We start from the raw sequence: 23,742 nt of genomic DNA on the forward strand, positions 1-23,742 counted from the left end.
GCCGCCTCAGTCTTCCTGGGTGGCGGCTGCCGGTGCCGCACCGGCCGGAACGGTCGACGGGTGGACGATGCGGCTGAAGCCGGACATGGTCGGCGTGAAGATGAAGTGGCGCAGCACGGCCAGCCAGGAATCGTAGGACTTGAGGTTGTCGTAGGACTCCGGCGCGATCTCGCGCAGACGCGGCAGGCGGTTCCACGGCACGCTCGGGAAATCGTGGTGCTCGTTGTGATAGCCCATGTTGAAGCAGACCTTGTTCAGCACGCCGTAGTACGAATAGGTGTCCTGGCCTTCCTGGGTGACGTGATGCTCCTGGATCCAGCGCCCACCCAGCGGGTGCAGGCCCAGCGCGAACAGCGTCGACAGCGTCAGGTAGGCCAGCGCTTCGGCTCCCAGGAACTGCCAGATCGCGACGTTGACCGCGATCACCGCCAGCAGGTTGCCGACCGTCCAGGCATCCCACAGCGACACGCCCTGGGTCGCCTTCAGCTTCATCGGCCGCAGCGCCTGCGAAACCGGCAGCAGTGCGATCCACGCCGCCTTGCGCCACGCGGCGTTGCCGATCAGGCGCGCTTCGCGGTGACTGACGATGTCCGGGTCCATGTCGTACTGGCCCAGGTAGCGGTGATGGTGCAGGTGGAACTTGCGGAAGCCCATCGCCGACGGCAGCACCAGCGCGAAATCGCAGATGATCGCGAACAGCCGATTCAGGGTGCTCGACGCGAAAACGAGGCTGTGCGTGCACTCGTGGATCATCACGTACAGCGCATGGTTGACGAAGGCGCCGAACAGGAACGCCAGCGCCACCACCAACCAGCCATCGACCTGCGGCATCTGGGCGGCTACCAGCCATTGCACGGCCACCAGTCCGACGATCCACAGCGCGGACGCCGGATGGCGACCGTTGAGCGCGCGGACTTCAGGGTGTCGGGCCGCGATGTCACGGCGGCGCAGGGTGTGCGAAACGGGAGCGTCGGAGTAAATGAAATCGCGATTCATCGAGGGTGTATCCAAAACGGGAAATCGTCAGCCGGAGCGTCAGGAGCGTCACTGGCGCGGGTCCGGCGAGTGTCCGCGAGCATAAGCGGCAGCGGTCATTCCAGCCATCGCAACCGCCGTGCAGCCGACCGGCATCCGATGGGTGGCGCGCCGGCCACAAAAAAAGCCCGGTTGCCCGGGCTTCTCTGATCAGTCGGTCGCAGCCAGCAGCGCTTAGCGAGCGCCGCCGGACGCCACCATCGCCACTTCCGCATGCCCCGGAATCGGCGTCGCGACCGGAGCCTGGCGCTTGCGCGCTGCGTTGACCACCGGCGGCAGCACGCCAAGCTGACGGCCGACTGCCTCGAACAACTGCACCGCGCGGTCGATCTGCGCCGGCGTGTGCACGGCGCTGACGCTCGACCGCAGCAGCGGCGCCGGCGTCGGCGTGGCCGGCGGCAGCGCCAGATTCAGGTAGACGCCGCCTTCCAGTAGGCGGTTCCAGAACTCGACGGCCAGCGGTGCGTCCGAAACGGCCACCGAAACGATAGGGCTGCACTGCGGCCCAACAGTGAAACCGAGCTTGCGCAGGCCGTGGTACAGCCGCTGGGCGTTCTCGTGCAGGCGCTGCCGGCGCTCCGGCTCGTCCTGCATGCGACGCAGCGCCATGATCGTCGACGCCATGATCGACGGCGGCAGCGACGCGGTAAACATGTACGGGCGGCAAGCCACGCGCAAAACGTCGAAGTCATCGATGTTCGACACGCAGAAGCCGCCGACACTGCCGAGGCTCTTCGAGAACGTGCCGACCACGAAGTCGCAATCCGCTTCGACGCCGGCTTCTTCGGCCAGACCGCGGCCGTTAGCACCGAGCACGCCGAGGGAATGCGCTTCATCGACCATCAGCCAGGCGCCCATCTGGCGCTTGACGTCGGCGAATTCGCGCAGCGGAGCAGTGTCGCCGAGCATCGAGTAGATGCCTTCGACCACGACCAGCTTCTCGCCCGGCAGGTCCGACAGGCGCTTCAGGCGCTTGTAGAGGTCATCCGGATCGTTGTGACGGAAGCGCACGACTTCGGCGTGACCGAGGCGGGCACCATCATAAATGCTGGCGTGGCTATCGGTGTCGAGCAGCAGGTAGTCGCCCTTGCCGGCCAGGGTCGACAGCATGCCGAGGTTTGCCTGGTACCCGGTCGAGAACACCATGCAGTGCTTGCGACCGAAGTACTGCGCAAGGCTGCTTTCCAGCTCGCGGTGCGTGCCGTAGCTGCCATTGGCGATGCGCGAACCGGTGGTACCGGTGCCGTGCGCGCGAACGGCGGCGACGGCTTCCTCGATGCAGGCTTCGTCAAACGTCAGGCCGAGATAGTTGTTGGTGCCGAGCAGGATCGTCTTGCGACCCTTGTAGACACCTTCGGTCGAAGACAGCATGTCCTCGAATACCATCTCGAACGGGTTTTGCCCGACCGACCGCAACGAGTCATACGTCTGCCGCAGCGGGGCAAACTTCGAAAGAATGCTCACTAGCTCAGTTCCTTCCGCGCAGTTCGTCAACCACTCGCGCCAGTTCGCCGAGCGTTTCCACCTCGGCGACGCGGTCGAGCGGGATCACAATTTCGAAGCGGTCCTCCAGCGACATGATGAAGTCCATCACCGCCAGGGAATCGAGTTGAAGATCGCGGACGATATTGGTCGAGGCGTCCAGAGGCACCTGCTTCTTCAGCAATTGCCGCAGTCCATCAATGATTTCGGCTTGCGAATCGCGCGAAGTCTCGGTCATCTGCAACTCTTCTCCTGATATCCGCTACGGCCACCCACAATTCCGCACGACAGGCGGTCCCGAATCATCGGCCGAATCAACGGATTGTAAAGCAAGGGAAATGGTTTTGTCATAGCGCTTTCACACGCCGGACCTGCACTGCCGTAACGCTTTCAAACACTTGCAGCCTACAACCAGCCGGCTTTCCGATACCACTGGGCCGTTGCAGCGAATCCTTCGACCAAGCGATGGCGCGGTTCGGCATCGGCTTCGCGAAGCAGCTCGCTGGCCTGCACCGCCCAGTCCTCGTGCAGCAATTCGCGAATCTTCCCGGCACTGACCATGCCAGCTTTGCCGACAATGCTTGCAATTGCGCCGGCTCCGCCACCCACCAGCCTGACCAGCCCGCTCGGCAGCGAAAAATAGCGCGGCGATGTATTGCCGACCGCCGCGCAGGCAGCACCCAGAATGTCCTGCCAAGCGTACCCCGCCGGCTGGCCGTCGGCGATCGCCTGAACCCGACCGGTAGGCGCGCCGAACACCCGCTCGACCAGCAGGCGGGCAGCGTCCTCGACATGGATCAGGGCGATCCGTGCCGTCGGCTTGCCCGGCAGCGGCACCATCTTCCGGCTGGCCAGTTCGAAGAAGATCATCGTTTCCCGGTCACCGGGACCGTAGATGGCCGGCGGCCGGATGACGCTGACGCGCTCGGGCCCAAGCACGTCGAGCACCGCCTGCTCTGCGGCGCGCTTGCTGGCCGCGTAGCCCGACAGCTCCGGGTGGCGTGCGGCAAGGCTCGATACCTGGATGAAATGAGCCTTCGGCGCATGCCGGGCGACTTGCTCGGCCAGGGCTCGCGAGCCGTCGCGGTTGACGCGCAGGTAGCCCGCATCGTCCGCTGCCTTGATGGCGCCCGCGATATGCAGCACGACATCAACGCCCTGCACCAGCCGCGCCAGCGCGTCAGGATCGTCCAGCGCGCCGAGGACGATGTCTGGATGAACGTCGGCGGCAGCGGCCAGCGACAAAGGTTCTCGGCGCGCCAGCAGCCGGAGATGGCAGTCGCGGCGCGCCAATTCGGCGATCACCGCCTGGCCCAGAAATCCTGTCGAGCCGGTGACGGCGACCGTCAACGGCACCCGATCGGCCCCGATCAACTGGTCGGTGCCGCAGCAGCAGCGGCGAAGCTGCCCTGCAGGTACAGCGCCTTTGCCTTCGACCGGCTCAGCTTGCCCGACGACGTGCGCGGCAAGGCGCGCGGCGGGATCGTGACGACATCGGTTTCGACGCCGTGGCGCAGCCGCAGCAAGCCGGCGACTTCCTTCTTCAGGCCGTCGCGGGTGTCGTCATCGGCGGTACGGAACTCGACCAGCACGACGATGCGTTCCACGCCACCGTCATCGACCGACACGGCCGCAACGTCACCGCTGCGCAGCGCGTCGATCTCGCGCTCGACCGTCCACTCCAGGTCCTGTGGCCAGATGTTGCGGCCGTTGACGATGATCAGGTCCTTGGCGCGACCGGTGATGACGATCTGACCGTTGCGGAAGTAGCCGAGGTCGCCGGTGTCGAGCCAGCCATCGGCCGCCAGCACGGCTTCGGTTGCTTCCTGCTGGCCGTAGTACGAATGCATCATGCTCGGGCCGCGGGCGTAGATACGGCCGACCTGGCCTTCCGCCAGCGGCTTGCCGGCGCCGTCACGCACTTCGATATCGTGCTCCGGCAGTGCCGGACCGCAGAGCACGAAGTCGCGGCGCCGTTCGCTGTCGGCCGACGCCACGATGGCGACATTGCGGCTTTCCAGGGCTTGGCTGTCGAGGGTGTCGTAGCGAATGCCCTGGCCCAGCGGTGCGAAGCTCAGCGCCAGCGCCGTTTCCGCCATGCCGTAGCTGGGCACGAAGGCGGACGCCTTGAAACCGTTCGGTGCGAACTGGGCGGCGAATTTCGCCAGCGGCTCCGGACGCACCATGTCGCCGCCGATTCCGGCGCCGCGCCACTTCGACAGATCCAGCCCTTCCGCCGACGCCGTCTCGGCGCGCCGCGCCGCCAGCTCGTAGCCGAACGACGGGCTGTACGACAGCGTGCCGCCATTGCGGGAGATCAGCTCCAGCCAGAGCAGCGGCCGGCGCGCGAAATCGCGGGTCGGGAACATGTCGACCGAGATCTGGCAGACCAGCGGCGTCAGCAGGAAGCCGATCAGCCCCATGTCGTGATACAGCGGCAGCCATGAGCTGCAGCGATCGGTCGGGCCGATGTTCAGTCCATGGCAGGCGATGCCGCGGGTATTGGCCATCAGCGCCCGCTGGGTCACCGCGACACCGAGCGGGAAACGCGTGCTGCCCGACGAGAACTGCAGGTAGCAGAAATCGTCGGCACCGACCGACGGCAGCGGCGCCGGATCTTCCGCGACGGCATCCAGCACCGACAGGGTGCCGGCCACCTTGAGATTCAGGCCTTCCACCGCTTCGGCCAGCCATTCGGCCAGAGAAGCCGGCGTGAAGGCGGCCGACGCATCGGCGATCTCGATCATCCGGCGGATATGGGCGACATAGGCCGCACGGCCGCCGAACGCCGCCGGCAGCGGTAGCGCCGTCGGCACCAGGCCGGCGTACTCGCAGGCGAAGAAGGCGCGCGCGAAGTCGCCATCGGATTCGGCGATCAGCGCGACGCGATCGCCCTGCTTCAGGCCGCAGCTGATCAGCTTGCGAGCCAGCACCAGGCTCTGTTCGCGCAGCTGCTTGTAGCTCAGCGCTTCGGTCAGAATCCCCTTGCCGGAATAGAAATTCATGCCGGTCGCGCCCTGCGCGGCGTAGTCCAGCGCCTCCGGCAAGGTCGTGAAATCAGCGGGCCGGTAGCGGGCGAGCTCGCTCGTCGTGGGGGTGGGAAGAGTCATCGATCGAGGCAGGGCTTGAAGTTGGAGATGCGCTGAAATTGTAACGCATAGTCTGTGCCGGACTACCCGACATCTATACCTACTGGCCGGGTCCGCCGGTACCAGCGCAGGACCAGCCAGAGCTGCCCCGCAAACAGCATCAGCGCCCCGATCACCGAGGCCGCGCCGGTCGCCGTCAGCCCGCCTTGAACCGTCGCCGCGTACAGAAATGGCAGATACAGGCTGGTCACCAGCAGGCGCATCCGGAACGCTGCACCGGCCCCGCCGGTCGACATCAGCAGCGGCTCCAGCGGCAATGCCCACAGGCTGACCACCGACGCGCCGAGCAGCCACAGCAGCACGTCCTTGGCCGGCACGAACGACTCGCCGATCAGAAAGCGCAGCGCCGGTTCCCGGATCGCGGCTGCCACCACCAGCAGCAGCGACGCAGCGCCACCAGCCGCCAGCGCCAGCTGCCAGACCAGGCGCCGCAGCTTGATCCAGTCCTGCGCGGCAGCCAGACGAGCCAGTTCCGGATAGAGCGCCGGCACGATCAGCTTGGCCGGCTTGGCCACCGCATCGCCCAGTTGCTTGGCGACGCGGAACAGGGCGGCGTCACGGGCGCCCAGCAAGGCACCGACCATTAAGGTGCTGACGTGAGTGAAAGCCAGCGCCAGCGTCGAATTGAGGTTGGTCGACCAGACGAACGACCACAGCCCCGGGAAACCTTCAGTCAACGATCCGCTGGCGCGCAGGCGGAAGCCGGCCAGCGCGCCTCTTGCCCGCAAGGTGGTCAGCGCCGCGCCGAACAGGAACACGAAGGCGACGACCTGGCCGGCGAACCAGATCGCCAGGAAGGCGGTCAGCCCGGCGCCCAGCTTCCAGGCGATCAGGGCTCCGATGACCCGCACCCAGGAATCGATGGCGCTTTGCCAGGCAAGCAGATCGAAGCGGTCGAGCAGACGCAGCGCGCCGGTCGGCGTGGCGCTGACCATGAACACGATGACCAGCGAGTAGAGCCCTACCTCCGGCGACAGCGCCGCCGGCCAGCCGAGCGTGCTGCCCAGCAGCAGCACGCCGAGCAGCGCGATGATCACGCCGCCGACGCCGCTCAGGGCATCCAGCAGCAGGCTGAAGCGCAGCACGCGCTGGAACTCGCCGATCCGCCCGGCATCGAGCGGTGCCGTGCCGTACTGCAGCAACGCCTGCCAGGACTGGAACTTGGCGATTTCGCCGATCGTCTGCACGTACGCATGCACCAGCACCAGCACGCCGAAGGCATCGACGCCCAGCGCGCGCGCCGCCAGTGCCGTCGCCCCCAGGCTCAGCGCGCCGTTGAGGGCCTTGCCGCCCAGCAGGATGCCGGCGTTCGACAGGATCTGGCGCAGGGTGCCGCCGCCAGCTTCCGGCTCGGGAATGGCCTTCAGTGCGGGCTCGGCATCCGCCGCCGCCTCGATCGGCGACCGGCTGCTCACGCCGGGCCGAGGAAATCGCGCTTGCCCAGTTCCACGCCGGAGTGCCGCAACAGGTTGTAGGCGGTCGTCGAATGGAAATACAGGTTCGGCAGCACGAAGCCGAGCAGGTAGCGCTGGCCCGTGAAATGGAGTTCACCGAACGGCGTCCGGATGACGATCGGGCGATCTTCCGAACCGTCGATCTGCTCGGCGTCGAAGCGGCGCAGGAAGGCCGCAGTCCAGTCGATGCGCTCCTTCAGCTCGGCAAAGGTCTTTTCGGTGTCGGCGCGCGGCGGCGGCTCAACGCCCGCCAGTCGCGCGGCGCCGCCCTTCACCATGTCGCAAGCGATCTGCACCTGCCGCGAGAACGGAAACATGTCCGGGTACAGCCGCGCGCCGGTCAGCACCAGCGGGTCGAGCTGCTTCGCCGCCGCGTGGGCAGCCCCGATGTCGAGGATCGCCGACAGGTTGTCGAGCGCCCGCAGAAACACCGGAATCGAAGCCTGGTACATCGAAATCGTCATGAAGGTCCCCTCGGGCGCCGGCGGCGGAAATCGCGGCGGCGCAGCTTACTCGAACTCGCCGTAGCCGCCGTGCTGCCGGTGCGCGATGAAGCCGGCCGCCGTCAGGGCGCCGAGAATCTGGCCACTGTGGGCCTCGTCCTGCGCCTCGATGAGCATCTCCAAGGTCGCGCTCTTGGCGTGGCGGCCGGCCGACAGCCGCTCGTGGTGCACCTGCACGATGTTGCCGCCAGCCGTGCCGACGCAGCCGGCCACCCGAGCCAGAAAGCCAGGGCTGTCCTCGATCTCGATCGACAGGTTCACCAGCCGCGATTCATGCACCAGCTGGCGCAGCAGCACCGAGGCCAGCAGGCGCGGGTCGATGTTGCCGCCGCAGACCAGCAGGCCCACCTTGCGGCCTGCATACCGGGCGGGATCGGCCAGCAGCGCCGCAAGCCCAGTGGCGCCAGCGCCTTCGGCGACCACTTTCTCGACATTGGCCAGCAGGCCGACGGCCCGCTCGATCGCCGGCTCGTCGACCCGCACCAGCTCATCCGCCAGCGCGGCGATCACCGGAAGCGTGCGGCGGCCGATGCCCTTGACGGCAATGCCTTCGGCGATCGTCGGGCCACCGCGAACCAGTGCCGGGTCGCCCTGCAGCGCCGCGTAGGCGGAGCAGTAGCCGGCCGATTCGACGCCGACCAACCGCAGCGCCGGCCGCACTGCGCGTGCCGCGACCGCGTTGCCGGAAAACAGGCCGCCGCCACCGATCGGGATCACCAGGGTGTCGAGTTCCGGCACGTCGGCCAGCATCTCCAGCGCGATGGTGCCCTGCCCGGCCATCACCTGCGGATCGTCGTACGGGTGCACCAGCGTCATGCCGCGCGCCTCGACCAGCTCGCGCTGCATATAGTCGAAGGCGTCACCCAGCGTCGCACCGTGCAGGATCACCTCGCCGCCCAGATCACGGGTGTTGCGTACCTTGGTGAACGGCGTGTTGACCGGCATCACGATGACGCTGCGGATGCCCAGCCGCGTCGCGTGATAGGCCACCGCCTGAGCGTGGTTGCCGGCCGACATCGCCGCCACGCCGGCGGCCCGTTCGGCGGATGTCAGCCGTGCGAGCTTGTTCAGTGCGCCGCGTTCCTTGAACGAGGCGGTGAACTGAAAGTTCTCGAACTTCAGCCAGACCTCGGCCCCGGTCAGCTTCGACAACACCTTCGACGGCGCACAGGGCGTGCGCAGGATCTGGCCGTCGATGACCCGCGCGGCGTCGCGGACATCGTCCACGCTGATCGCGAGAGGCTCGCTCATGGCAATGACTCGAAAGGAACTCGCCGGATTATAGGGGCGCGCCGTCCACGCCCCAGCCGTGGTTCCGGTCGAAGCGGAAGCTACTCCTCTGCGGGCCAGCCGGCGCAGAGGCCGCTGTGTGGCTTGGTCATTTCCGCCCGGCTTCGGTTGCTTTTTCTCGCGTGGGCGATCGCATTCTCAGCCGATCTTGGCGTGCCCTTGGCGCGCTCTCGGTGACTCGCGGATAATCCGCGCCCTGCGATTCCCCGCGACCGCCGTTTCGAGCCTGCACGCCGCCATGAGCCAATACGTCTACACGATGAACCGGGTCGGCAAGACCGTTCCGCCGAAGAAGGAAATCCTGCGCAACATTTCCCTGAGCTTCTTCCCGGGCGCCAAGATCGGCGTGCTTGGCTACAACGGCTCCGGTAAATCGACCCTGCTGAAGATCATGGCCGGCGTCGACAAGGAATTCACCGGCGAAGCGCGGCCGATGCCGGGCTTGAAGGTCGGCTACCTGCCGCAGGAACCGCAGCTTGATCCGGCCAAGGACGTGCGCGGCAACGTCGAGGAAGCGCTGAAGGAAATCACCGACACCCAGGCCGCGCTCGATGCCGTCTACGCGGCGTACGCCGAAGAAAATGCCGACTTCGACAAGCTGTCCGCCAAGCAGCAGGAACTGGAAGCGAAACTCGAAGCGCTCGATGGTCACAACCTCAACGTGATCATGGACAAGGCCGCCGAAGCGCTGAACCTGCCGCCTTGGGAAGCCGATGTCACCAAGCTGTCCGGCGGCGAACGCCGTCGCGTGGCGCTGTGCCGGCTGCTGCTGTCGAAGCCGGACATGATCCTGCTCGACGAACCGACCAACCATCTCGACGCCGAATCGGTCGCCTGGCTGGAAAAGTTTCTCAAGGATTTCCCGGGCACCATCATCGCGGTCACCCATGACCGCTACTTCCTCGACAACGTCGCCGGCTGGATTCTCGAACTCGACCGCGGCCACGGCATTCCCTGGCAGGGCAATTATTCGAGCTGGCTGGAGCAGAAGACCAACCGCCTGAAGCAGGAAGAAAAGTCGGAAGACGCGCGCCAGAAAGCGCTGTCGGAAGAACTCGAATGGGTACGCAAGAACCCGAAAGGCCGGCAGTCGAAGTCGAAGGCGCGCATCAAGGCCTACGAGGAACTGGCCTCGCAGGAATACCAAGCCCGCGCCGAGACGCAGGAGCTCTATATCCCGCCCGGTCCGCGTCTCGGCGACATGGTCATCGAGGTCAAGGACGTCGCCATGAAATTCGGCGACCGGACCTTGTATGAAGGCCTGAATTTCACGGTGCCGAAGGGCGCGATCGTCGGCATCATCGGCGCCAACGGCCGCGGCAAGACCACGCTGTTCAAGCTGCTGCTCGGCACCGAGACGCCTGCCGCCGGCTCGATCCGCATCGGCGAGACCGTGAAATTCGCCTATGTCGATCAGAGCCGTGACGCCCTCGACGGCGACAAGACGGTGTTCGAGGAAATCAGCCAGGGTCAGGACATCATCCGCGCCGGCTCGTTCGAGATGCCGAGCCGGGCCTACATCGGCCGCTTCAACTTCAAGGGCGAAGCGCAGGGCAAGCGGCTGAAGGAACTGTCCGGCGGCGAACGCAACCGCGTGCATCTGGCCAAGATGCTGCTGACCGGCGGCAACGTGCTGATGCTCGACGAACCGACCAACGATCTCGACGTCGAAACCTTGCGCGCGCTCGAGGAGGCCGTCCTCAACTTCGCCGGCTGCGCGCTGGTGATCTCCCATGACCGCTGGTTCCTCGACCGCGTCGCCACTCACATCCTGGCGTTCGAGGACTCCGGCGAAATCGTCTTCCTGGAAGGCAATTACCGCGAATACGAGGACGATTTCCGCCGCCGTACCGGCTCGGAGCCCGGCGTGAATCGCCGCGCACGCCACAAGAAACTGGCCTGACGGTGATCCGCTGCGTGGAAGGCAAATTGCCTTTCACGCAGCTCCGTCCCACAATTCCGGTTTCAGGCGGCTGAAAAACAAAAAACCCGATGAGTGATCATCGGGTTTTTCATATGCTGCCTGATGGTGCGCTCGGAAGGATTCGAACCTCCGACCCCCTGGTTCGTAGCCAGGTGCTCTATCCAACTGAGCTACGAGCGCTCTTGATCTTTGCTGCGTGCCGCCTGGTGGCGGAGAGAGAGGGATTCGAACCCTCGATAAGGTTTTTAAGACCCTATACTCCCTTAGCAGGGGAGCGCCTTCGGCCACTCGGCCATCTCTCCACAGCTCTGAGAGCCTTGCAACAGAACGACATTATAGGTTGAAAGCCCCTGCGCGTAAAGCGTTTTCTGCAATCAATCGTGCCCGTCCGTGGTGCCCGGATCTTCGCCACGCTCCACGCGAATCCGCTCGAAGATTTCTTCGCGATGCACCGACACATCCTTCGGCGCCTTCACGCCAATCCGCACCTGATTGCCCTTGATGCCCAGCACGGTGACCGTCACGTCTTCACCGATGATCAGGGTTTCACCGACCCGCCTCGTCAAAATCAGCATCGCTGTTCTCCGCAACCCGGGGCTGTCGCCAAACTCTGCATTTCGAGTCTGATCGTGCACTTACCGAATCAAAATGATATCGCGCCGGGGAAACGAAAGTTTGCGATGCAAAGGTCCAGCGGGTGAATTCCGACAAAAGGCCGTCATTCGGGCATCAACGCGATACCCGGCGCCCACCTGACGAGCGCCGAATACGCCGGGAGACCTTGGCAAAACGAGGGGTTGCCCGCGTCAGGGGCCTTGTTCGAGATCGAAAGCCTTGTGCAGTGATCGCACGGCAAGTTCGAGATACTTGTCTTCGACCACCACCGAAATCTTGATTTCGGAAGTGGAGATCATCCGGATATTGATGCTTTCCGCTGCCAGCGTCTTGAACATCTTTGCGGCGATGCCAGCGTGCGAGCGCATGCCGACGCCAACCAGCGAAACCTTGCAGATATCGGTGGCCGTGCGGATTCCGGCGGCACCGAGCGATTCGGCCACCTTGCGCGAAACCTCAGCTGCGCGGTCGAGTTCGCCGCGCGACACGGTGAACGTGAAATCGGTGGTGCCATCGGCACCGACGTTCTGCACGATCATGTCGACTTCGATATTGGCGTCGCCAATCGGGCCAAGAATGGCCGCCGCGATGCCCGGGCGATCCGGCACGCCGGCCACGGTCAGCTGCGCTTCGTCCCGGCTGAACGCGATGCCGGCAATCAGGGGTTCTTCCACACCACTCTCCGTCTTCTTTTCATCCAGCGTGATCAGCGTGCCGGGGCCGTCGACGAAGGTCGACAGCACGCGCAGCGGCACCTTGTACTTGCCTGCAAATTCCACCGAGCGGATCTGCAGCACCTTGGAGCCGAGGCTCGCCAGTTCCAGCATTTCCTCGAAGGTGATCCGGTTCAGCCGGCGCGCCTTCGGCTCGACCCGCGGGTCGGTCGTGTAGACACCGTCGACGTCCGTGTAGATCTGACACTCATCCGCCTTCAGCGCAGCGGCCAGCGCGACACCGGTGGTGTCGGAGCCGCCACGGCCGAGCGTCGTGATGTTGCCGTCGTCGTCGATGCCCTGGAAACCCGCCACCACCGGCACGATGCCGGCGTTGCAGTCGGCCAGCAGGCGCTCGGTCTCGATGTGCCGGATGCGCGCCTTGTTGTAGGCACGGTCGGTGCGGATCGCGACCTGGGCGCCGGTGTACGAGCGGGCACGCACGCCCATCTTTTCCAGCGCAATCGCCAGCATCGCGATCGTCACCTGCTCGCCGGTGGCGATCATCTGGTCGAGTTCGCGCGACACCGGCCGCGGGTCGATCGCCTTGGCGAGCTTGATCAAGCGATCGGTCTCGCCCGACATCGCTGACACCACCACCACCACCTGATCGCCACGCGCGCGTGCGGCGGCCACCTTCGACGCGACATGCTCGATGCGCTCGACCGAGCCCATCGAGGTGCCACCGTACTTGTGAACGAGCAAAGCCATTGACACGATTTCCAGTTGTTGAGCCCCGGACCGACGATCCGCGGCGTTGTCGGGCGCGAACGGTTTGGCACCGTCGCGCCGGGTTGATCAGCCGCCGGCGAGCTTGCCGTCGATCCACTGCAGCGCCGACTGCAACGCCTCCGGCAGGTTCTGCGGCTGCGTACCACCGCCCTGCGCCATGTCGGGACGGCCACCGCCCTTGCCGCCGACCTGCGCCGCCGCGTGGGCCAGCAACTCACCGGCCTTCACCCGCCCGGTGAGATCGGCCGTGACACCGGCGATCAGCGACACCTTGTCGGCGGCCGGCAGGCCCAGCAGCACGATGCCGGACCCCAGCTTGTTCTTCAGCTGATCGAGCAGACCGCGCAGCTCGCCAGCGTCGATGCCGTCGACCGCCGTGGCCAGCACCTTGACGCCGTGGACCACCTTCGCCTGCCCGGCCAGCTCGTCGCCAGCGTTGGCGGCCAGCTTGGCTTTCAGCGTTGCCAGCTCCTTCTCGAGCGCCTTCTGGGCGTCAAGCACGGCATTGACCCGGTTGACCAGTTCGGCCGGCGTGGTCTTCAGCAGGCCGGACGCAGCCGCCAGCTTCTGTTGCAGGCCGCCGACGTAGGCCAGCGCGTTGTCGCCGGTCACCGCCTCGACGCGCCGCACCCCGGCAGCGACGCCGCTTTCCGCCACGATCTTGAACAGGCCGATGTCGCCGGCGCGATTGACATGAGTACCACCGCACAGCTCGCGCGAGGAACCGATGTCGAGCACCCGGACTTCGTCGCCGTACTTCTCGCCGAACAGCATCATCGCCCCGGTCTTGCGCGCTTCCTCGATCGGCAGCACCCGCGCCTGGGTATCGGCGTTGGCCATGATCTCGGCATTGACGCGGCGTTCCACCTCGGCGATCTGCTCGGCCGTCATCGGACCGGTATGGGCGAAATCGAAACGGGTCTTGTCGGCATCAACGAGCGAGCCCTTCTGCTGCACGTGATCGCCCAGCACTTCGCGCAGGGCCTTGTGCATCAGATGGGTGGCGGAGTGGTTGCGGACCGTGGCGCGGCGCACGCTGCCCGTCACCTCGGCGCGCACGCTGTCGCCGACCGCGAGGCCGCCGCGTTCCAGCACGCCGTGATGGCCGAACACCGCGCCGCGCAGCTTCTGGGTATCAGCCACGACGAAGCGCAGCCGTTGATCGTCGCCACCGCAGGCCGGCGGCGGCTGCAGCGTGCCGCGATCACCGACCTGACCACCGGATTCGGCGTAGAACGGCGTGCGGTCGAGCACCACCACGCCGTGGTCGCCAGCGGTCAGCGTGCTCACCGGCTGGTCATCGCGGTACAGCGCCAGCACCCGGGCATCGTCCCAAAGCCGGTCGTAGCCGACGAATACCGTATCGGCGCCTTCGTAGGCCAGCGTGCCGGCGGTCTTGAAGCTGCTGGCTGCGCGGGCGCGGGCGCGCTGGGCGTCCATCTCGCGCTCGTAGCCGGCTTCGTCGAGCTTGAGGTTGCGCTCGCGGGCGATGTCGGCAGTGAGGTCGAACGGGAAGCCGTAGGTGTCGTACAGCTTGAAAACGACCTCGCCGGGAATGGTGTCGGCCTTGAGTCCGGCAATCGCGTCGTCGAGCAGCTTCATGCCCTTGTCGAGTGTCGACGCGAAGCTGTCTTCCTCGGCGCGGATCACCTGTTCCAGGCGCGCGCGCTGCTCGATCAGCTCCGGGTAGGCCGTGCCCATCGCCTCGGCCAGCGGCCCGACCAGCTTCCAGAAGAACGCCTCGTTCAGCCCCAGCTTGTAACCGTGGCGGATCGCGCGGCGCATGATCCGGCGCAGCACGTAGCCGCGACCTTCGTTCGACGGCGTCACGCCGTCGATGATCAGGAACGCCGCCGAGCGGATGTGATCGGCCACCACCTTCTGCGAAGCGCTTGAATACGGCGCGGTGTTCGACAGCTTGGCGACCGCCCCGACCAGCACCTTGAAGGTGTCGATCTGGTAGTTGTCGTTGCTGCCCTGCATCAGCGCGCTGATCCGCTCCAGGCCCATGCCGGTATCGACGCTCGGCGCCGGCAGTTTGCTCAGCGTGCCGTCCTTGGCGCGCTCGAACTGCATGAACACCACATTCCAGATCTCGATCCAGCGGTCGCCGTCTTCCTCCGGCGATCCCGGCGGGCCGCCCCAGATGCCCTTGGAGCCGTCCGGGTCGTGGTCGTAGAAGATCTCTGTGCACGGGCCGCAGGGACCGGTGTCACCCATCGCCCAGAAGTTGTCCGAGGCATACGGCGCACCCTTGTTGTCGCCAATGCGGACGATGCGCTCGGCCGGAATGCCCATCTGCTCGTGCCAGATGGCGTAGGCCTCGTCATCGGTGTGATAGACGGTGACCAGCAGCCGCGACTTGTCGATGCCGAGCCAATCCGGGCTGGTGATGAACTCCCAGGCGAAACGGATCGCGTCCTGCTTGAAGTAGTCACCGAAGCTGAAGTTGCCCAGCATCTCGAAGAACGTGTGATGCCGGGCCGTGTAGCCGACGTTCTCGAGATCGTTGTGCTTGCCGCCGGCGCGCACACAGCGCTGGCTCGACGTGGCCCGCGTGTATGGCCGCTTGTCCTGGCCGGTGAACACGTCCTTGAACTGCACCATGCCGGAGTTGGTGAACAGCAGGGTCGGGTCGTTGCCCGGCACCAACGACGACGACGGCACCACGGCGTGACCCTGGCTCCGGAAATATTCGAGGAACTTCGCCCGCAATTCGTTGCTGTTCATGGCCTGCCGGGCCGGCTCCCGGTCGAAAAAAGTCGCGCATCTTAGCGCGCAAGGCCCTGTAACGGCGAGGTTTCGGGCTCGCCCGCAGGCTTCTTGCACGGCCCGTCAAGCAGTCTGCGCAGCCGATCGCGCATGCGCTGACAATGCGCCACCGCCCGATCCGGAAGTTCCCATGTTTCAGGAAGTCGAAGACCTCAAGGCCGAAGGTGCTGTGCTGCAGGCGCTGCTGGCCCGCCTTGCTCCCGACGATTGGTCACGCCCGACGCCGTTCAAGCAGTGGACGCCGTGGGACGTGGTGGCGCATCTGCACCTGTCGGACCAGTGGGCCGTTGCCTCGCTGCAGGGGCCGCCGGCCTTCAAGCAGGCCATCCTGCCGCTGCTGGCCGCCCTCAATGCCCGTACCTCGTTGCGCGACTTCACCCGCCAGCACTTCGCCGGGCAGCCCGGCCGCGCGATTCTCGATTCCTGGCAGCGCTGCTTCTCCGACCTCACCACGCGCCTCGCCGAGCTTGATCCCAAGGCCCGCCTCGCCTGGTTCGGTCCGGACATGGGGGCGCGCTCGTTCGTCACCGCGCGCTACATGGAAACCTGGGCGCACGGTCAGGACATCTACGACCTGCTGGGCCAGACGCGCGTTTATACCGACGCCATCCGGGCGATCGCCACGCTGGGCGTCAAGACCTATGCCTTCACCTTCAACAACCGTCGGCTGCCGGTGCCGACGCCGGAGCCCCACCTGCGCCTCACCGCCCCGTCCGGCGCGGTCTGGGAGTGGAATCCGCCATCGGACAGCGACCGGATCGAAGGCCTGGCCAGCGACTTCTGCCATGTCGTCACCCAGGGCCGGAACATTGCCGACACGGCGCTGGTCATCACCGGGGAGCCGGCGAGGCAGTGGATGGGCATCGCCCAGTGCTTCGCCGGCCCGCCGGAAGATCCGCCTGCCGCCGGCAGCCGGCTGCCGGCACTCGCTCGCTGAAATCTGTATCTGACCCCAATTATTTCGATGGCGATCAAGACGCGCGGTGCGGGTGGACGGACCGGCAAGATCCTCGGCGCCGGACTGCGGACGCTCGGGCGATCGGTGCTGAACAAGCTGCCCGGGGGCGACCGGCTGGAACGCACGGCGATCTACTGGGCCGAGGTCGGCGAGGATTGGGCGCAGACGCTCGGCGAACTGCGCGGCGCCGCCATGAAGATGGGCCAGCTGGCCTCGCAATACGCCGACGTGCTGCCGCCGCAGCTCGGCGAGCAGCTGAAGAAGCTGCAGCGTTCGGTGGAGCCACTGCCGTTTGCCGACATCGCGCCGCTGCTGGACGCGCAATGGACCGCCGCGCAGCGGAAGCGGGTCCGTTCGGTCGAGCCGCAGGCAATCGCCGCCGCCAGCATCGGCCAGGTGCACCGCGCGGTGCTGTCCAACGGCGCGCCAGTGGTCATCAAGGTGCGCTACCCCGGCGTGGTCGATGCCGTTGACGCCGATGTCGCGCAGCTGAAACGGCTGATCGGCCTGTCGAAGCTGCTGCCGGTCGACGGCAGCGCCATCGACACGCTGATGGCCGAGGTCCGCGACCGCTTCCGCGAGGAAACCGACTACGCCGCCGAACTGGGGCATCTGCAGCATCTGCGCCGGCACGCGAAGCTGGCCGGCATCGTCTACCCGAAGCCGGTCGAGGCGCTCTGCGCCGACGGCATCCTGGTGCTCAGCGAGGAAGCTGGCGCCACCCTGGAAATCGCGAAATCCTGGCCCCAGGAGGTACGCGACGCCCTCGGACTGGCGCTCAGCCGCTGGGCACTGCACCAGCTGTTCGTGGCGCTGGCGGTGCATGCCGATCCGCATCCGGGCAATTTCGCGTTCCGGCCGACCGGCGAACTGGTGGTCTACGACTTCGGCTGCGTCAAGCGGCTCAGCCGCCCGGTGGCCGATCGGGTGGTGGCGCTGCTCAATGCGGCCCACGCGTCGCACTGGGACGATTTGCACGGCCACCTCACCGCGCTCGGCGGCATCAGCGACGGCGTCACCACCGAGCAGCTCACCGCCTTCTACCGCGAACTTGCCGAACTGATCCTGGGCCGTCTCGCCGAGGCGGAAACGTTCGATTTCGATGACGCCCGCTTCATCACCGACATCCGCGGGGCGATCAAGCGCAATCTCGGGCTGTCGTTCAAGTTCAAGCCGGTGTCCGACCTGCTGTTCGTGCTCCGGGCGCTGAGCGGCCACTACTGGATCCTGCGCGCGCTGCGGGCCCGCGTGCCGGTCATCGCCATCCTGGCGCCGCACGGCGTGCAGCTGCGTCCGGGTCTGCGCCCGGCCGGCGTGCAGGACGATGACCCGAAAAAAAGCAGCTGATTCGCCGTTCAGGCAGAAACAGTGCGGCAGTTCACAGTTTGGCTAACGAAATCTGCACTATTCAGGTTCGATAGGTCTTTCAAGCATCTGTTGGCATTAAGGTTTGCACGACGTTTGCTTGAAATCGACATCCGCCTCACGAACCAACAAAAAATGATCCGCCGCAGTGCACAATAGACGCACCGTTGTGGCGCACGCCGCCAACGGTCGACAGCCCTATTGTGGTATCCCAGCAGGCCCGAAAGCGGCCGTTCAGCTTCCATCCATGTCGAGGACCCCAGCATCGTCAGTCTCCCGTCGCCCTGATCACCCTTTCTTGAGGGCGATGCCAGCCGCGAACCACCTGACCTCCCGACGGATTCCCTGCGACCCGCAGCATCGCGACAAGCGCCGGCTTTTCGTCGATCGCTGACTGTAAACCCCGGCAATTACACGATTTCCCTTCACCGTCATTCACTACAACGATCGAGACCAGTCAGGCATGGGAACCAAGCGAGAGTTCGGACCGCAGCGCATCCTCGTCACCGGCGGCGCCGGCTTCATTGGATCGCACCTGTGTGCCCGGCTGCTGGCGGAAGGGCAGGAAGTGCTCTGCGTCGACAACTTCTACACCGGCTCGCGCGAGAACCTGCAGCCCATCCTCAATCACCCGCGCTTCGAATTCCTGCGCCACGACGTGACCATGCCGCTGTACGTCGAAGTCGACCAGATCTACAACCTCGCCTGCCCGGCCAGCCCGATCCACTACCAGTTCGATCCGGTCGCCACCACCAAGACCAGCGTTCACGGCGCGATCAACATGCTGGGCTTGGCCAAGCGACTGAAGTGCCGGATCTTCCAGGCCTCGACCAGCGAGGTCTATGGCGATCCGGAAGTCCATCCGCAGCCGGAGGACTACTGGGGCCACGTCAACCCGGTCGGCTACCGCTCCTGTTACGACGAAGGTAAGCGCTGCGCCGAAACGCTGTTCTTCGACTACCACCGGCAGCACAAGGTCGAGATCAAGGTGGCCCGCATCTTCAACACCTACGGCCCGAACATGCATCCGAACGACGGCCGGGTAGTGTCGAACTTCATCATGCAGGCGCTGCTCGGCCGGCCGATCACGATCTATGGCGAAGGCCAGCAGACCCGCTCGTTCTGCTTCGTCGACGATCTCGTCGAAGGCTTCGTGCGCCTGATGAACTCGCCGGAAGACATCACCGGCCCGATCAACCTCGGCAACCCGGGCGAGTTCACGATCCGCGAACTGGCCGAACTGGTGATCGAGCTGACCGGCTCGAAGTCGACGCTCGAGCACCTGCCGCTACCGCCGGATGATCCCAAGCAGCGCCGTCCGGACATCACCCGCGCCCGCAACACGCTGGGCTGGGAACCCAAGATCGCGCTTCGCGAAGGCCTGCAGCGGTCGATTCCGTACTTCGAGCGCGTGCTGCGCGGCCAGAAACGCTGAGCCTGCCGATGCCGATGAACCCGTCCGATTCCGCTCGCACGATTCTGGTCACCGGCGGCGCCGGTTTCGTCGGCAGCCATGCCTGCAAGGCGCTGGCGGCCGCCGGCTACCGGCCGGTGGTCTACGACAACCTGAGCCGCGGCCATCGCGAAGCCGTCAAATGGGGCCCGCTGATCGAGGGCGACATCCTCGACCGCAACCGCCTCGAACAGGTCATCCGCGAGGTCCAGCCGGTCGCCGTGATGCACTTCGCCGCATTCGCCTATGTCGGCGAATCGATGGCCAACCCGTCGCTGTACTTCGAGAACAACGTCGTCGGTACCACGCGCCTGCTCGAAGCGATGCGCGCCACCGGCGTGACGACCCTGGTCTTCTCGTCGAGCTGCGCCGTCTACGGCGGCGTCCACGATCAGCCGATCGACGAATCGACGCCCTGCGACCCCAGCTCGTTCTATGGCCAGAGCAAGCTCAACTGCGAGCAGCTGATCCGCGGCTTCGTGCGCCATCACGGCTTCAGCGCCATCGCGCTCCGCTATTTCAATGCCGCCGGCTCCGACCCGGACGGCGAGATCGGCGAAGACCACGACCCTGAGCCGCACATCATTCCGGTGGTGCTGAGGGTCGCCGCCGGCATCGACGACAAGGTCACGCTGAACGGCGCCGACCACCCCACGGCCGATGGCACCTGCGTCCGCGATTTCGTTCATGTCTGTGATCTGGCGCACGCTCACACGCTGGCGGTGGCGCGCGCCTTGCAACAAAAAATGACATTCGAGGCTGTTAACCTCGGTGTCGGAAACGGATTTTCCTTGAACCAGATCGTGGAAGCGGCACGTCGCGTGACCGGGCGCACAATTCCGGTGATCTATACCGATCGCCGGCCCGGCGATCCCCCCTATGCTGTCGGCCGTGCAGACTACGCGCGGGCCGCGCTGGGCTGGACGCCGAAATTCACCGAACTTGACGACGCGATCGCACACAGTTGGCGTTGGATGCAGAAAAGGCAGTCGCTGAGCCGCGATTGCTGACGACGCCACTCCTGATCCATCGACCACCCGTCAAGACCCAGCACAAGCTTCGACAGCCACCGGACTCGAGACCCGAAGCCCCATGTCCAGCACCGCCGAAACCCGACCGACAGCCAAAAGCGGCCACCTCCGCTCCACGCACACGGCCACGGTCACGCCGCCGATTCCCGCCCGCCTGCACGTCCCCCGCGTGCCACGGCGTGCATCGCGAGCCGACGGCAACGGCGCACGGTCAGTGGCGCTGCGCGCGGTGGATCGCGGGCTCGACCTGCTGTTCGCCATCGGACTCGGGGCGGTGTTCAGTCCGGTCATCGTCGCCGCCGTGGTGGCGCTGGGCCTATCGGATGGCCCGGTGCTGTTCAGCCAGTCCCGGCTCGGCAAGGGCGGCCGCAGTTTCAAGGTCTACAAGTTCCGCACCATGGTGCCGAATGCTGCCGCCGTCCTTCAGGACGTGCTGGCAAGCAACCCCGAGCTGCGCGCCGAGTGGGAAACCAGCTTCAAACTCAAGAATGACCCGCGAGTGACGCGCGTCGGCCGTTTCCTGCGCAAGACCAGCCTCGATGAACTGCCGCAGCTCTGGAACATCCTGCGCGGCGACATGAGTCTGGTCGGCCCGCGCCCGATCGAGCCTTTCGAGATCGCGAAGTACGGCCGCTTCGCCAAGCACTATTACGCGCAGCGCCCTGGGCTGACGGGCCTGTGGCAGGTGTCCGGCCGCAGCGATTCCAGCTACGAGCGGCGTGTGGTGCTGGATGCCTACTACTCCAAGCACCGCAGCCTGCAGATGAACCTCGGGATCATCCTGAAGACCGTGCGCGTCGTGCTCAAGGGCAGCGGCGCGTACTGAATCGGCTGCGGGCGTGCCCGGCGCTGAGAACAGCCGCCGGGAATAACGGCCGCCGGCGCTACGCGCCGTTCCCCTGCTCGAGGAACCACCGGTAGGTAGACGCGATTCCGTCGGCCAGACCGATCTTGGCCTTCCAGCCGAGTGCCTGCAGCCGCGATACGTCCAGCAGCTTGCGCGGCGTGCCGTCCGGCTTGCTGGTGTCGTAGACGATGCGACCTTCGAAGCCGACAACGGCGCTGACCAGGGCCGCCAGTTCGGCGATCGAGACATCGTCACCGACGCCGACATTGACGACCGCCGCCCCCTCGTAACTGCGGAACAGATGCAGGCAGGCGTCGGCCAGATCGTCGACATGCAGGAACTCGCGACGGGGCGTGCCCGTGCCCCAGACGACCACTTCGGCGTCGCCCCGCTGCTTCGATTCGTGAAACTTGCGGATCAAGGCCGGCAGCACGTGCGAGCTTTTCAGATCGAAGTTGTCGCCGGGCCCGTAAAGATTGGTCGGCATCAGCGATATGGCGTTGAAGCCGTGCTGCTTGCGGTAGGCCTCGCAGGTCTTGATGCCGGCGATCTTGGCGATCGCGTACCACTCGTTGGTGGGCTCCAGCGTACCGGTCAGCAGCGCATCCTCGGTGATCGGCTGGGCTGCGAATTTCGGATAGATGCACGATGAACCGAGGAACACCAGTTTCTTCACCGAGGCGCGCCAGGCGCTGTCGATGACATTGGTCTGGATCTCCAGGTTTTCACGAATGAAATCCGCCGGGAAGCTGTCGTTGGCGAGAATGCCGCCAACCTTCGCAGCCGCCAGGAACACGTAGTCCGGCTGTTGCGCGTCGAAGAAGCCGCGCACCGCCTGCTTGTCGGTCAGATCGAGTTCACTGCGGCTGCGGGTCAGGATCTGGGTAAAACCAGCTGACTGCAGGCGGCGGACGATGGCCGATCCCACCAGTCCTCGGTGGCCTGCGACGAAGATCTTCGAATCCGGCGTCATCGTGGCCATCCCTTACTCGTGGTAGTTGAACGCGCGGTAGCCGGCCTTCTGCACCAGCGTGTCGCGCCGTGCCGACTTCAGGTCCTCGGCCATCATTTCCTGCACCAGTTCGGCAAAGCTCGTTGTCGGCGTCCAGCCCAGCTTTTCACGTGCTTTGGTGGGATCGCCAAGCAGCGTGTCGACCTCGGCAGGACGGAAGTAGCGCGGGTCCACTGCCACGATCTTCGTGCCCGGCTTCGCTGCGCACTCCTCAGGGGCTGTCAGCACCGTCGCGTATTCGTCGACGCCGACGCCGTGCCAAGCCAATGTCATGCCCAGTTCGGCAGCGGCGGCATTGACGAAATCACGCACCGAATGCTGCACGCCGGTGGCGATCACGAAGTCCTCCGGCTGCTCCTGCTGCAGCATCAGCCACTGCATCTGGACATAGTCCCGCGCATGTCCCCAGTCACGCAGGCTGTTCATGTTGCCGAGATACAGGCAGCTTTCAAGGCCGAGATAGATGCGCGCCAACGCCCGCGTGATCTTGCGCGTCACGAAGGTTTCGCCGCGCACCGGCGATTCATGGTTGAACAGGATGCCGTTGCAGGCATACATGCCGTAGGACTCGCGGTAGTTCACGGTGATCCAGTACGCATACAGCTTGGCCACGCCGTACGGCGAGCGCGGATAGAACGGCGTGGTCTCCTTCTGCGGAATCTCCTGCACCTTGCCGTACAGCTCCGAGGTCGAGGCCTGGTAGATGCGGGTCTTCTTCTCCAGCCCGAGGATGCGGATCGCCTCCAGCAGGCGCAGCGTACCGAGCGCATCGGAATTGGCCGTGTACTCCGGGCTTTCGAACGACACCGCGACATGGCTCTGCGCGCCGAGGTTGTAGATCTCGTCCGGCTGCACCGCCTGCACGATGCGGATCAGGTTGGTGGAGTCGGTCAGATCGCCGTAGTGCAGGATCAGCCGCCGCTGCTGCTCGTGCGGGTCCTGGTACAGATGGTCGATGCGCCCCGTGTTGAACGACGACGAACGCCGCTTGATGCCATGCACCTCGTAGCCCTTGCCAAGCAGGAACTCGGCCAGATAGGCCCCATCCTGACCGGTGATGCCGGTGATGAGGGCGCGTTTCCGCAGTTTCTGGGCATTCGTCATCGTGTCGCGCCTCATCTTCGGTTGGTCGGATCGGGGCCAGCCCCGTATGGACGTGAAGTCGGTTGAAAGGCGGAAATTGTCGCCGGTCTTGGACCCGCGCAGCGGAAAAGCTTTCGCATGCGAACCGACGCCCCTGCATTCGACGCGAGGCCGTCAATATCGGCCTCGGACTGCCGCGGCGTCCCGCCGGCTCCGGCTTGCCCGTCGGCGTGCCCGTTTCGCGGCGCGGGGGACGTGACGCTAGCGGGCTCGCGCTGGCGTCGCAGACTCGGGACTGCCATCGCCAGTAGGTCCGCAGAAGTT

At 65.6% G+C, this 23,742-nt stretch carries 19 protein-coding genes and 2 tRNA genes; 6 read left to right on the top strand and 15 right to left on the bottom strand.

The genetic code is table 11. The features are described from left to right. Window positions 1-6: 6 nt before the first annotated feature. The 8 genes from ACTIGJ_RS01015 to ACTIGJ_RS01050 all read right to left on the bottom strand — a co-directional run bounded on the left by ACTIGJ_RS01015 (window position 7) and on the right by ACTIGJ_RS01050 (window position 8,874). Window positions 7-996, bottom strand: a complete 990-nt coding sequence (locus ACTIGJ_RS01015; protein WP_439638409.1) for a fatty acid desaturase — start codon at window positions 994-996, stop codon at window positions 7-9. Window positions 997-1,209: 213 nt separating this feature from the next. Continuing rightward, window positions 1,210-2,499 (bottom strand): serine palmitoyltransferase, encoded by a 1,290-nt coding sequence (gene spt, locus ACTIGJ_RS01020; RefSeq protein WP_439638410.1) that lies wholly within the window; start codon window positions 2,497-2,499, stop codon window positions 1,210-1,212. Between the two features lie 4 nt (window positions 2,500-2,503). Continuing rightward, window positions 2,504-2,755, bottom strand: coding sequence for an acyl carrier protein (locus ACTIGJ_RS01025; RefSeq protein WP_439638411.1), 252 nt, complete (start codon window positions 2,753-2,755; stop codon window positions 2,504-2,506). A gap of 167 nt (window positions 2,756-2,922) precedes the next feature. Further along, the gene (locus ACTIGJ_RS01030) at window positions 2,923-3,873 is read right to left on the bottom strand and encodes an NAD-dependent epimerase/dehydratase family protein (protein ID WP_439638644.1); all 951 of its coding nucleotides are present in this window, start codon (window positions 3,871-3,873) and stop codon (window positions 2,923-2,925) included. A 14-nt stretch (window positions 3,874-3,887) separates the two neighbouring features. Beyond that, complete coding sequence (locus tag ACTIGJ_RS01035) at window positions 3,888-5,627, bottom strand: fatty acyl-AMP ligase (protein ID WP_439638412.1); 1,740 nt, start codon at window positions 5,625-5,627, stop codon at window positions 3,888-3,890. Window positions 5,628-5,689: 62 nt separating this feature from the next. Beyond that, complete coding sequence (locus ACTIGJ_RS01040; protein ID WP_439638413.1) at window positions 5,690-7,081, bottom strand: lipopolysaccharide biosynthesis protein; 1,392 nt, start codon at window positions 7,079-7,081, stop codon at window positions 5,690-5,692. Next, window positions 7,078-7,584: a DUF1993 domain-containing protein gene (locus ACTIGJ_RS01045; protein WP_439638414.1), complete on the bottom strand. Its 507-nt coding sequence runs from the start codon at window positions 7,582-7,584 to the stop codon at window positions 7,078-7,080. The genes ACTIGJ_RS01040 and ACTIGJ_RS01045 overlap by 4 nt, the downstream gene beginning before the upstream one ends. A gap of 45 nt (window positions 7,585-7,629) precedes the next feature. Continuing rightward, the gene (locus ACTIGJ_RS01050) at window positions 7,630-8,874 is read right to left on the bottom strand and encodes a threonine ammonia-lyase (RefSeq protein WP_439638415.1); all 1,245 of its coding nucleotides are present in this window, start codon (window positions 8,872-8,874) and stop codon (window positions 7,630-7,632) included. Between the two features lie 277 nt (window positions 8,875-9,151). On the opposite strand from ACTIGJ_RS01050, the gene ettA reads away from it, so the two are divergent. Next, a complete protein-coding gene (gene ettA / locus ACTIGJ_RS01055) occupies window positions 9,152-10,816 on the top strand; it encodes an energy-dependent translational throttle protein EttA (RefSeq protein ID WP_439638416.1) in 1,665 nt (554 codons plus the stop codon). 124 nt (window positions 10,817-10,940) lie between these two features. Here the strand turns inward: ettA and ACTIGJ_RS01060 are convergent. From ACTIGJ_RS01060 to alaS, 5 genes are all read right to left on the bottom strand, one after another. Further along, window positions 10,941-11,017 (bottom strand) — tRNA-Arg (locus tag ACTIGJ_RS01060). 27 nt (window positions 11,018-11,044) lie between these two features. Then, window positions 11,045-11,139 (bottom strand) — tRNA-Ser (locus ACTIGJ_RS01065). A gap of 72 nt (window positions 11,140-11,211) precedes the next feature. After that, entirely contained in the window at window positions 11,212-11,412 is a 201-nt protein-coding gene (gene csrA, locus ACTIGJ_RS01070; protein WP_439638417.1) for a carbon storage regulator CsrA, read from the bottom strand. A 231-nt stretch (window positions 11,413-11,643) separates the two neighbouring features. Then, a complete protein-coding gene (locus tag ACTIGJ_RS01075; RefSeq protein WP_439638418.1) occupies window positions 11,644-12,876 on the bottom strand; it encodes an aspartate kinase in 1,233 nt (410 codons plus the stop codon). A gap of 87 nt (window positions 12,877-12,963) precedes the next feature. After that, on the bottom strand, window positions 12,964-15,627 hold the full coding sequence (gene alaS / locus ACTIGJ_RS01080; protein ID WP_439638419.1) for an alanine--tRNA ligase: 2,664 nt from the start codon (window positions 15,625-15,627) through the stop codon (window positions 12,964-12,966). Between the two features lie 172 nt (window positions 15,628-15,799). Here alaS and ACTIGJ_RS01085 point away from each other — a divergent pair, with 172 nt between their 5' ends. The 5 genes from ACTIGJ_RS01085 to ACTIGJ_RS01105 all read left to right on the top strand — a co-directional run bounded on the left by ACTIGJ_RS01085 (window position 15,800) and on the right by ACTIGJ_RS01105 (window position 21,302). After that, window positions 15,800-16,606, top strand: a complete 807-nt coding sequence (locus ACTIGJ_RS01085) for a TIGR03084 family metal-binding protein (protein WP_439638420.1) — start codon at window positions 15,800-15,802, stop codon at window positions 16,604-16,606. A gap of 27 nt (window positions 16,607-16,633) precedes the next feature. Continuing rightward, entirely contained in the window at window positions 16,634-17,974 is a 1,341-nt protein-coding gene (locus ACTIGJ_RS01090; RefSeq protein WP_439638421.1) for an ABC1 kinase family protein, read from the top strand. A gap of 481 nt (window positions 17,975-18,455) precedes the next feature. Further along, window positions 18,456-19,427 (top strand): UDP-glucuronic acid decarboxylase family protein, encoded by a 972-nt coding sequence (locus ACTIGJ_RS01095; protein ID WP_439638422.1) that lies wholly within the window; start codon window positions 18,456-18,458, stop codon window positions 19,425-19,427. Window positions 19,428-19,435: 8 nt separating this feature from the next. Next, complete coding sequence (galE, locus tag ACTIGJ_RS01100; RefSeq protein WP_439638423.1) at window positions 19,436-20,455, top strand: UDP-glucose 4-epimerase GalE; 1,020 nt, start codon at window positions 19,436-19,438, stop codon at window positions 20,453-20,455. A gap of 235 nt (window positions 20,456-20,690) precedes the next feature. Then, window positions 20,691-21,302, top strand: coding sequence for a sugar transferase (locus ACTIGJ_RS01105; RefSeq protein ID WP_439638424.1), 612 nt, complete (start codon window positions 20,691-20,693; stop codon window positions 21,300-21,302). 58 nt (window positions 21,303-21,360) lie between these two features. Here the strand turns inward: ACTIGJ_RS01105 and fcl are convergent, their stop codons facing one another. After that, window positions 21,361-22,296, bottom strand: a complete 936-nt coding sequence (gene fcl / locus ACTIGJ_RS01110) for a GDP-L-fucose synthase (protein WP_439638645.1) — start codon at window positions 22,294-22,296, stop codon at window positions 21,361-21,363. A gap of 12 nt (window positions 22,297-22,308) precedes the next feature. After that, complete coding sequence (gene gmd, locus ACTIGJ_RS01115; RefSeq protein ID WP_439638646.1) at window positions 22,309-23,421, bottom strand: GDP-mannose 4,6-dehydratase; 1,113 nt, start codon at window positions 23,419-23,421, stop codon at window positions 22,309-22,311. Window positions 23,422-23,742 lie beyond the last annotated feature (321 nt).

The organism is Nevskia sp. (genome assembly GCF_051860985.1).
Taxonomy (GTDB): domain Bacteria; phylum Pseudomonadota; class Gammaproteobacteria; order Nevskiales; family Nevskiaceae; genus Nevskia.